Annotated in this window: 7 protein-coding genes; 5 read left to right on the top strand and 2 right to left on the bottom strand. The window is 50.2% G+C overall.

The genetic code is table 11. The features are described 5' to 3' along the window. Nucleotides 1-246: 246 nt before the first annotated feature. The 5 genes from FS806_RS02915 to FS806_RS02935 all read left to right on the top strand — a co-directional run bounded on the left by FS806_RS02915 (nt 247) and on the right by FS806_RS02935 (nt 8,215). Nucleotides 247-1,824, top strand: a complete 1,578-nt coding sequence (locus tag FS806_RS02915; RefSeq protein WP_260981959.1) for an extracellular solute-binding protein — start codon at nt 247-249, stop codon at nt 1,822-1,824. Between the two features lie 24 nt (nt 1,825-1,848). Further along, the gene (locus tag FS806_RS02920) at nt 1,849-2,802 is read left to right on the top strand and encodes an ABC transporter permease (protein ID WP_144932999.1); all 954 of its coding nucleotides are present in this window, start codon (nt 1,849-1,851) and stop codon (nt 2,800-2,802) included. 68 nt (nt 2,803-2,870) lie between these two features. Continuing rightward, nucleotides 2,871-3,746 (top strand): carbohydrate ABC transporter permease, encoded by an 876-nt coding sequence (locus FS806_RS02925; RefSeq protein ID WP_144933001.1) that lies wholly within the window; start codon nt 2,871-2,873, stop codon nt 3,744-3,746. A 58-nt stretch (nt 3,747-3,804) separates the two neighbouring features. Next, nucleotides 3,805-5,814: a ligand-binding sensor domain-containing protein gene (locus tag FS806_RS02930; protein ID WP_144933003.1), complete on the top strand. Its 2,010-nt coding sequence runs from the start codon at nt 3,805-3,807 to the stop codon at nt 5,812-5,814. 106 nt (nt 5,815-5,920) lie between these two features. Further along, entirely contained in the window at nt 5,921-8,215 is a 2,295-nt protein-coding gene (locus FS806_RS02935; protein ID WP_144933005.1) for an FIMAH domain-containing protein, read from the top strand. Between the two features lie 216 nt (nt 8,216-8,431). Here FS806_RS02935 and FS806_RS02940 read toward each other — a convergent pair whose 3' ends face one another. Continuing rightward, a complete protein-coding gene (locus FS806_RS02940) occupies nt 8,432-8,776 on the bottom strand; it encodes a YhjD family protein (RefSeq protein WP_144933007.1) in 345 nt (114 codons plus the stop codon). Nucleotides 8,777-8,938: 162 nt separating this feature from the next. Continuing rightward, a partial coding sequence (locus FS806_RS02945) for a zinc ribbon domain-containing protein (RefSeq protein WP_144933009.1) occupies nt 8,939-9,129 on the bottom strand: 191 nt, incomplete at its 5' end.

The following is a 9,129-nucleotide window of genomic DNA, read 5'->3' on the forward strand; positions in this document are numbered from 1 at the left end:
CCCTTTCAAATCGCTTTTCAATCCAATTATAACGGGAGCGACTTCCGAATAGTTTCAACTGCAAGGTTGAATTTATCCCGACTTCCAGCTTATTGTGGATAACTAATTTTTCAACCTTCTATATTGACAACGCTTTAATTGACTCGTTATAATTCAACCAGATACGTATCAGAATTATAGTGTTTGTTATTTTTCTTTTTGAGGCCAAATGTGATTGTTATTCATTTTTACGGGGAGGGGTTTATTGTGAGATTCAAAAAGCATACTTTAATCTTTACGGCCGCAGTAACGCTGACAGTAGCCTGTTCGTCCGGCGGGACAAAGACAGAACCCGGGGATTCCGCCAAGGAACCGGAAGAATCAGACAAGGACCGTCAAATAAAAATTACGGCCATGAAGTTCGGCTACGGGGAATTGCCGCCTAATGACAGCCCGGGCGTGCAAATGATTAATGAAAGATTTAATGTCGATTATCAGGTTAATCAGGTGCCCGTCGGCAGCTACAGTGAGAAGCTGAGCGCAGTTCTGGCATCCGGAACCATCCCGGATATGGTTGCTTTCGAGGCGCCGGATATATCGAACCGTTATCCTAAATTTGCCCGGCAGAATGCTTTTCTCGCATTGGACGACTATATTGACGATTATCCATCGCTGGCTCTCGTTCCTGATTTTATATGGGATCAATTCAGAGTGGACGGAAAAATCTACGCGATTCCCAAGTATTATCCGCGCTTCAGCTTTTTGCCGATGATTCGTAAGGACTGGCTGGATAATCTTGGGCTGGAGGTTCCGACCAACTATGAAGAATTGAAGCAGGTCGCCATCGCATTCACGAAGGGGGATCCGGATGGCAACGGCAAGAACGATACATACGGCATAGCCCTTGGCCAGAACATTAACCCCAATTATAACCTGGGAGCCTATTGGGATCCCAACGCCTGGTATCATAAAAACGATAAGGGCCAATTCATTCCGGGATGGATCTCCGAAGCGCGCAAAGAAATGATCGAGTGGTTTGCCGATTTGTATGAAGAAAACGCCGTCACTCGCGACTTTGCCAGTCTGGATTGGAATGCAACCAATAAAGAGTTTTATTCCGGCAAAGCGGGCATCTTCATCGGCACTCCCCGCGGAATGATCAATGCGAACGCCGATAGCCTGGTACAGCTGGATCCCAATGCGGAATTCACATTTATGGCTCCGGCCGTCGCTCCGGACGGATCCCAGGGACTCACCTCCAGCAGCGGCTTCGTAGGATTCATGACGATATCGGCGGAAGCCGGCAAGGACGAGGAGAAGGTTCGGCGCATATTGGAAATGACCGAGCTGGCCAGAACGGTGATTCCGGAAGACCGGATGAATCCGGATAACCCCGATTTCGATTTCTTGATGGGAGGGGAAGGCAAAGCCTATGACATGGTGGACGGGAAGCCCGTAGCGAAGGAAAACGCCTTGAAGGACGGATTGCGTCCTACCTCTTATTTGTTGGATGACGTTCCGTGGCCGGAGAAAGATTCGGATAAGGTTTATAAGTACAGCAATCCAATTCTCGATGCCGTCGTCCAGGATATGCTTAAGGTGCATGGAGAGAGCAAATTTTACGGTTCTCCGCATTATGCCGCACCGTCACCGACTTATCTGGAGAAGGGGAATGAATTGACCCAATTTCTGATCGATGAGCAATCGAAAATGATTGCCGGTCAACGTCCGGTCAGTGACTGGGATAAGATGGTCGACGAGTTTATGAAAAAGGGCGGGGACAAGTGGATTGAGGAAGTGAACGCCGGGATTACCATCCAAGATCCTAAGGAAGCATGGGATTGACCTGCCTGTTGATGGAGGAATGGAATGAGAACGAATGAGTATTCTCTTAATTCAGGGGTTTCTGCACCGCAGAAGCCCCGTATATGGCAACTAATATGGCGCAAGAGATATGGATACCTGCTTATTTTGCCCGGACTGCTTTATTTTCTTGTTTATCGTTACGTTCCCATGCTGGGCTCGGTCATAGCCTTCCAGGATTTTAGCCCGTTCCTCGGATTTACGGAGAGCCCCTGGGTCGGCTTCAAACACTTTGCCAAAATATTTGAGGATGCCGAAGTGGTCCGGGTTCTGTGGAATACGCTCGTGCTTTCGTTTTTGCAGATCGCTTTTGCCTTTCCGGCGCCGATTATCTTGGCACTTATGCTGAATGAAATTCGTAATGGGGCCTACAAAAGAATTGTGCAATCGATTATTTATTTGCCGCATTTTTTATCTTGGGTCATTGTTGTCGGGATTTTTATTATTTTCCTGCGCGGCAGCGGTCTGATCAATACGTTTTTGACTCTCAAGCTTGGCATAGGCCCGATTGATTTTCTGACCGATCCGATTTATTTCCGGCCACTCATTATTATTCAGGTTATCTGGAAAGAAGCGGGCTGGGGAACAATTATTTTTCTTGCCGCCTTATCGGGCATTAATCCGAATTTGTATGAAGCGGCCGTGATGGACGGGGCAAACCGCTGGCGGCAATTATGGCATATTACGCTGCCCGGAATCCGGAGCACGATCGTTATTCTGCTCATCCTGCGTCTCGGCAATGTGCTGGACAGCGGATTTGAACAAATCTTTCTGATGCTCAACTCCTTCAATATGGAGATTGGCAACGTACTGGACACTTACGTTTATTTTAAAGGAATTCATCAATCCGATTACAGCTTTGCAACCGCTGTAGGCTTGTTTAAAGGAGTTATTGGTCTGGTGTTGGTCGTGGCGGCCAACTGGCTGGCCAAACGGTTCGGCGAGGAAGGAATATACTGACCGACTCCCGGCCTTCTTGGTGCAACCTGCACAGCAGCGGTAAATTGTAAATAAAGGAGACGCTACTCATGCTGCATCGTTCCTGGTCAGACCGATTAATAGACGGGATTAACATTGTGCTGCTGGGGATTATCGGTCTGGTGATGCTCCTGCCCTTCTTGTATATTTTTTCCGTCTCGTTCTCGAGTATGAAAGAGTATATTTCAAGCGACCTGCTGCTCTGGCCGAAGGAATGGGTGCTGGATGCCTATCAGTATATTTTTAGCTCCAGCTCGTTTATCCGTTCATTGGGAGTGACGGTCTTCGTCACGGTGACGGGTACCGCATTTAATCTGCTGTTTACTTCCGCCATGGCTTACGGCCTGACCCGGAGATTGGTCGGACAATCGTTTATCCTGTTTCTGGTTTTGTTTACAATTTTGTTTTCTGCGGGAATGATCCCGTCCTATTTGATTGTCAAGGAGACCGGATTGCTGGACAGCTTGTGGGCATTGATTATCCCGGCGGCAATTGCGCCGTTCAACCTTATTGTGATGCGTCAATTTTTTCTGAACATTCCTGAAGAATTGAACGAGGCGGCCTTCATAGATGGAGCTAACGAGCTGCAAACATTCGCCCGCCTGATTCTGCCATTATCCAAGCCGGCGCTGGCTACGTTTTGTCTGTTCTATGCCGTCGGGCATTGGAATAACTATTTTGCCGGAATTTTATATTTGAACGATCCCACCAAATGGCCGATACAGGTCGTACTCCGCCAAATCGTAGTTTTGAACGATCCCGTAAATTCACTGGGGGCGGTAGAAATGCTGATGGAGAATCCTCCTCCGCCGGAAACGATTCAAATGGCGGCGATATTGGTGGCGACCGTACCTATTTTGATCGTATATCCGTTTTTACAGAAGCATTTCGCCAAAGGAGTTATGATTGGTTCGATCAAGGGGTGAAGGTGAATAGATCATCTCTTATTATCGAAAAGGAGCAATGGAGAGAAGGAGAGAGACCATGACCATAAAATATGCGGCAACAGCTGTGGAAAGACAAATCAAAATAACGGAAGAGGCCGGCCGGATAGAAAATTTGGGGGCCCCGATCCACAATTCAACCTCTCATGCCGCCGTGTTTACGAAGTCTGAAGACGGCCGCGACATTATGTACCTGTCGCTGGATGGATCAGCAGGAGAAGATGCGCGTCTGGGGACGATTGATCTGAATGAGGAGCGGCTAGTACATATTCTCCCGATGCCCGGTGCGATGGGAGGCTTCTCGATGACCAAAGCGGGAGATGAGAGCATTTATGTGGCAACCCATAATCAGGGGAATGTTTATCGCTATACCCCATGGAATCGCAAGCTGGAGGTGCTAGGGAGGCCCACGCCGGAAACGACATTCGGATATGCCTTGACCTCTGTCGGCGAGGATGCAGTGTTCGGCGGCACTTATCCCGGCGCGGTATTCTATCAATACCGCCCGGGGGAAGGCTTCAAGCTGTTCGGCTCCCAGCCTTTCGAGCCGGGTGAGCACTATGTTCGCAGTCTTGCTCATTGGCCGGAAGCGGGGGTAACGTATGTCGGGATCGGCTCTCATCCCCGGTTGAAACGATTTAATCACCGCACGGGTGAAGTTAAGGAGCTGCTTCCGGAGGCGTACTACAACGACGAGTTTGTCTATGATCTTAATATCGAAGGAGGCAAATTATTTGTTCGTCTAAATCCTTCCAACCGGCTGCTTGTTTATGATTTGAGCATGGACGATAGCGGGAAATGCACAGAAAAATTCGAGCGGGAAGTGCCGGGGGTCAACAGTTTGGGAGTATCCCCATTATACGCAGGGGCGGTGTACTATACGTATATCGGAAAGCTGTACCGCTATGAGCTGGACAGCGGCCGGTCGGTTTCGCTGGATGTCGATACAACCATCTTGCCGTTTAAACTAGATTTTGTGGAGCTGGCGGATCAGCAGCAGTTTCCGGGCAAAACATTGGTTGGGGTCGGATCGCGGCTGGGGCGGACGAGATTGTTCAAATACAATCCGCAGAACGGGAATCTGAGAATCTCCGATTTGGAGATTGAAGGGGTTCCGACCAATGTTCAAAGTATAGCGACGGCTTCGGACGGCAGGCTGTATATCGGGGCGTTTCTGGTGGGGGGGACGTCGATCTTTGATCCGGAATCCGATACCTTCACGGAGTATAAAGGGGTGGGACAAACCGAAAATACGGCTGAGCTGGACGGCCGCTTGTATTTTAGCGCGTATCCTCACGCTAAACTGTTCGAGTACGATCCGGCGAAGGAGTGGACTTTGTCCCGCCGCACAGATGAACCTAACCCGCGTCTGCTGTTTGATTTATCCGCGGAAGAGCAGGATCGCCCATATGGTTTGGCTGTCGGCAGGGGCAAGCTCTATATCGGAACCATATGCGGATATGGCAAGCGGGGCGGGGCCATTATCAGTTATGATCCTCGGACGGGAGAGCGCTGCGTATATCGGAATCCGCTGCCTGATCTCAGTATTGTCGCCCTGGTATACGCTAATGACAAGTTATATGCGGGAACGAATATTTGGTGCGGACTTGGTATAATGCCTTCTCGTAAGGAGGCGGAATTGCTCGTTTTTGATCCGGAGCGGGGAGAAGCGCGCGGAATTTCGCTGCCCGTCCCAGAGCTTAGAGCCATTACGGCTCTGATCGAAGGACAGGATGGGCAATTGTGGGGGATGGCCGAAGGCTGGCTGTTCGTCTTCGATCCAAGAACAGAAACATATACCCACATGGCCCATTTGTTTCCCGAAATAGATTATCGCGAGTCCATCTGGAGAGATGCGTCTCTGAAGTTCGGAAGAGACGGCAGGCTGTATGGCACGATTCAAGGACGATATTTTTTCGCGTATGATCCGGATCACAGGAAGCTCGATATTATTGCAGAGGACGGGGCGAGGTTTCTGGCGGACGATCGCCAAGGACGGCTGTATTTCTCGGATGGAAAAACAAGAATAAGACGATATTCTCCACAATAATAACTTAAGGCGCCAGATTAAACTTGCGGCGATCGTTTACACCTGTCCGGAATGTGAAGCTGGCTGGGTCTAAATAAATTTAAAATGAAGAAACGGAGGAGAAGCAGTGAAGAAACGAATCATATGGTCTGTCCTTTGTACGTTAATAGCAGCGATGGGATGGGGAGGAATGGGAGCGACATCGGATACCGCTTATGCGGAATCCGCTCACTCCGGACATTTCGAAAATTTGGGAACCGCTATCAAAAGGGTTGTCGGCATCGGAGGAACGCCCTTCTACGGAACGGACGGGACCCCCTACATAAGTGCCGCCGTCAATGGTGTTCCTGCGCAGTTGGCCGTGTTGAATGCTTTAACGCTTGATGTGGAGAAGGTGCTGGATATCCCTGACACGACGAGCACCTCTGCGGTCCTCACTGCCCAGGATGGAAGCGTGTACATTGGAACAACGGGAACCGGGGAGGTGTACCGGTATGTTCCGGATTCGGAAGGATTGGAGTTCATCGGCAAGCCGATTCAGGGGGAAACCCATATTTATGCCTTGGCGAACGGCCCGGACGGCAAAATTTTCGGCGGGACTTATCCTGGCGGAAAGCTGTTCGAATATGATCCGGCTTCAGGGGAGTTCCGGGATCTGGGCAGCCCGGTTGCCGGCGAAAAATATGTTCGTAAGCTGGTCTACGATGAGGAACGCGGTCTGCTGATCGCCGGGACCGGGACCAACAATCGATTGGTTGAGATCGATCCGGCAACGGGAAGTGTCTCCGAGAACTGGATGCCGGAGGAATTGGCGGTCGAGGAATACCCGAACAGTATAGATTTAATTGGCGACAAGCTGTTTATCCAGTTGAACAAAAGCTCGACGATGCTGGTGATGGATAAATGGAGCAAGCAAATCGAGCAGCGGCTTCAAGGGGCATCCGCACATGTCATCCCGTCCCCAGACGGAAAACAGGCGTATATGTTTGCACCAGGGGATGCGTATCTGCACGTTTATGATTTCTCTACAGGACTAATCGAGCCCGTTGCAAGGTTAGGGCGCTTTAACAGTTGGAAATCGGCGACTATTATCAATACGGGCAGTGCTCAAAACCCCGATTATACGCTATCCGCCTGGATGGGCTATAATGCCGCCCTTACTTATCAATTTTCCTCGGGGACGATCAGGAGTACCACTGTGGATGTTCCCGGCCAGCCTATCGTTATCAATTCGATCGGCAGCGGACCGGACGGTCGCATCCATGTGTCGGGGGTGCAAGGAGGCAATGCCATCTATGATCCCGAATCCGGCATTATGGAGACCTATACGTCGGGGATGAGCCAGGCTGAAGCAATGACGTCCATTGGAGATATGATGTACTTCGGAATTTATCCCCAGGCGAGAATCTCGCAATTCGATACCACTCTTCCCTGGGGAGGGGGCAATCCGCAGGAAATCGCCAAGCTTCCCGCAGATTCGCTTCAGGATCGGCCTTTTGGCATGATCGGTGTGGAGGAGTATGGCAAGCTGTTTCTCGGTACCGTTCCCCAGTACGGTCAATTAGGCGGGGCTTTCGCGATCTATGATCCGAAGGATGGAAACCTGCTGACCTATCGTCATTTGGTCAAGGATCAGAGCATCGTAACTTTAGCTTATAAAGATGGGAAAATCTATGGCGGTACTTCCATCTGGGGGGCTTACGGGGCTCCGGATCCAACCGCACAGGAAGGGAAAATGTTCATCTGGGACATTGCAAGCGGGCAGAAGGAGTTGGAGTTCTCTCCGGTGGCCGGCAAGCAGGCCGTAACCTCTTTGATCGTCGGACCGGACGGGAATATATGGGGATTCAATGAAGGAGTGCTCTTTATCTACGATACCCAGGAGAAGATGGTTATCCATGAGCAGGAATTATTTCCGGTACGCTATGCCGGCACCGTATGGCGGGATGCCACTCTGCTCGTTGGTAAAGACGGTGATGTCTATGGTACGGCCAGAGGAAAGCTGTTCCGGATCGACGGCGCAACGAAACAAATGACGATGATTGACGAGGCGGGACATTTCGACGGTCTTGCCCAGGATGAATATGGGAACCTGTATATGCGATCCATGATCGAAGGCAAGAAGCATGAGTTGTGGAAGTACACCAGCCCGTCATTGGCGCTGGCTGCCCTCCGGGATAAGGTAGAACGGTTGGAACGGGAAGGGGAGGTGAAGCATCAGCTGAGCGCCCAGATCAGGAACAGCCTGCGGCAGGCTGCGCATCACGGCTCTATCGGTAATCAGGCTGAAATGCTCCAGCACGGGGATAAGGCTCTGCAATTGATGCAGAACGAAAGCGAATGGATCAGTGAACGGGCCCTTCAAGAGCTGGAGGCGGGCGTTCGGACAGTGACAGAGCTCTTCAGCCGTCTGGCCGAATGAGTCCTATGAAACAAGCTGCCGCTCTATATTCGCGGCAGCTTGTTTCTGGAATCCCCGGGCAGAGCCGTTTAAAGGAAAGCCTGTCGTTAAGCCTCTGCACGAGTCTATTAATTTTGGTATAGTACGTTATTACGATTGGTTCGCTCCTCCAGGGGGCCTTCAGAGAGACAGACCCGCTATTAGTGTTTCCGCGCGGCACTCGCCCCTCCGGAGAAGCTAGCGAAGCAGTTCTTCCACTACTTTCTTCCCCGTATCTTGCAAAGCCTTCTCATGTACCCTGACCTTGTGCGCTTCTTCCTGAATATAGTATTCATATGTCAGTTTACCTGGTACGTTGTCATTGGTTGCCATAGGCATCGTCATCTGTCCATCGTCAAAACGCGCCTTCAGCTTGACGAATTCTTCGCGAATTTTCAGCTGAATCTCCTTCAGCGGCTTCAAGTACAATTCTGAAAAATGAAGCTCGAGGAGAGTGTTCTCATCCTGCTCCAGCATACTTTGGACGAAGTCAAGAATAATATAGTCTTTGATTAGCTGTTGTTGTTCCGGTGTCGGATTCATGGCTAACCCGTTGCCAAGAACTTATAAAAGTCTATAAATCCTTGTTTGCTTCCTGTTTCGCCGTGTCCGCTTTTGCCGGAGCTACTCACGTTTGGTATGACACTCCACAGGCGTAAATTCGGATGCAACGAATCCTACATATTGGCGATGACGAGATATGTGTCAAACCGCTAATTTAGATAGGTTGATCGACGCGTTCAAGTCGCGGTCGATCACATGTCCGCAAGTGCATTCATAGGTGCGATCAGATAGTTTCAGGTTTGGTTTAATCTGGCCACAACATGAGCACATTTTCGATGAAGGGAACCATTTGGCGGCTTGAACAAATTTCGCGCCGATCTTCTCGCACTTGT

Origin of the sequence: Paenibacillus sp. 32O-W, from assembly GCF_007679495.1 — a bacterium.
Classification (GTDB): domain Bacteria; phylum Bacillota; class Bacilli; order Paenibacillales; family NBRC-103111; genus Paenibacillus_L; species Paenibacillus_L residui.

Coding starts and splice junctions, on each gene's coding strand:
- FS806_RS02920 (WP_144932999.1), top strand. CDS start 1,849: ATGAGAACGAATGAGTATTCTCTTAATTCAGGGGTTTCTGCACCGCAG.
- FS806_RS02925 (WP_144933001.1), top strand. CDS start 2,871: ATGCTGCATCGTTCCTGGTCAGACCGATTAATAGACGGGATTAACATT.
- FS806_RS02930 (WP_144933003.1), top strand. CDS start 3,805: ATGACCATAAAATATGCGGCAACAGCTGTGGAAAGACAAATCAAAATA.
- FS806_RS02940 (WP_144933007.1), bottom strand. CDS start 8,776: ATGAATCCGACACCGGAACAACAACAGCTAATCAAAGACTATATTATT.